This is a genomic window from Lentilactobacillus parafarraginis DSM 18390 = JCM 14109, assembly GCF_001435895.1.
Taxonomy (GTDB): Bacteria; Bacillota; Bacilli; order Lactobacillales; family Lactobacillaceae; genus Lentilactobacillus; species Lentilactobacillus parafarraginis.
On sequence record NZ_AZFZ01000158.1, the window covers coordinates 1 to 1,645 of the forward strand.

The following is a 1,645-nucleotide window of genomic DNA, read 5'->3' on the forward strand; positions in this document are numbered from 1 at the left end:
CCCCTGCGAGGGTAGGACGTTGCCACGCAAATTAAGAGTCTTTGATTGGGGAAACCTAGTCAAGGGCTTTTGTTTTGTCTAACTTTATTAGCATGGTTGTCGGCTAGTAATAGAGGGCAATATGCCGGCTGCAGGAATTGAACCTGCAGAGGAACACCACAGACAAGCTGAACTTTACAACTACCAACGAGCATAGATCCTTAAGATTATTGGTTGTTTGGGGCGATCAAAGTGTCTGATCGTATTTACTAATAGTGGGTTTTGTTATATATTGGAAAAGATAAAAACTAATGTGGAAAAGGTGAAAAAACGATGAAGCGTTATCGATCGTACCGTATCACACTGGGTTGGCAAATTGTCATTGGCCTTATTTTGGGAATCGTCTTTGGAATTATTTTCTATAAGAATCAAATTGCAATTACGACCATGCAAAATATTGGGACAATGTTCATCAATCTGATTCAAATGATTGTGTTGCCAATCGTGGTTTCCTGTCTGACCGTCGGGATTGCCAGTATTGGAGATATCAAAAAGCTGGGGCGGGTTGGTCTTAAAACGCTCATTTATTTTGAACTAATGACGACCGTTGCAATCGCACTGGGAATGATTGTGGCCAACGTTTTGCATCCTGGAACGATGATCGATATTCATTCACTCCACGGTTCAGATATCAGTCAGTATATGTCAACGGCTAAATCAGCTGGGCATACGGGACTCTGGGATACTTTGTTGGGAATTATTCCAACCAACATTTTTAATTCGCTTTCAAATGGGAATATGATGCCGGTTATCTTTTTCTCAGTATTTTTTGGGTTAGGAATTGCTGCGATTGGTGAGAAAGGAAAAATTCTCATCGACTTTCTTCAAGCCGTCCAGGAAGTCATGTTCAAAGTGACTAATTGGGTAATGCACGCAGCACCTATCGGGGTTTGTGCCTTGATTGGCGTTGCGCTTGCCGAAATGGGAATTAGCGCCTTGGTTCCACTGGGGTACTTTGTTCTGATTGCCTACTCCACGATGATCGTGTTCGTTTTAGTGGTGATGGGGATTGTCGCCCGAATCTTCAAATTTCATATCACTGACTTACTTCGGGTTATTAAAAATGAAATTGTCTTGGCATTCTCAACCGCCAGTTCAGAGGCCGTTTTACCGAAGATGATTGAAAAGATGGATAAATTTGGAACCAATCAGGGCATTGTTTCCTTTGTGATTCCAACTGGATACACATTTAATCTTGATGGATCAGCAATTTATCAGTCACTCGCCGAGCTGTTCCTGGCGCAGGCATACGGCATTCATCTCTCAATTGGGCAACAGATCACCTTGCTGGTTGTCTTAATGATTACCTCAAAGGGAATGGCCGGGGTCCCAGGGGCTTCATTTGTGGTGCTGCTGGCTACCATTTCCACAATTGGGGTTCCAGTCACTGGCTTGACCTTCATTGCTGGAATTGATCGAATCATTGACATGGGTCGAACGGCCGTTAACGTGGTTGGGAATTCACTGGCGACAGTTGTTATTGGCAAATCTGAAGAAGAATTCAATGAAGCCCAATCAGAAGCGTACATCGCCGAATTTAAACATCATAAAAACGCCGTGGAAAGTCCACAATAGAATGGTACTGTACCCTGTCAAGTTGACACAT

General features: G+C 43.2%; 1 protein-coding gene. It reads left to right on the forward strand.

The features are described from left to right. The first annotated feature begins 312 nt into the window (after nucleotides 1-312). Entirely contained in the window at nucleotides 313-1,614 is a 1,302-nt protein-coding gene (locus FD47_RS14435) for a cation:dicarboxylate symporter family transporter (RefSeq protein ID WP_054736752.1), read from the forward strand. Nucleotides 1,615-1,645 lie beyond the last annotated feature (31 nt).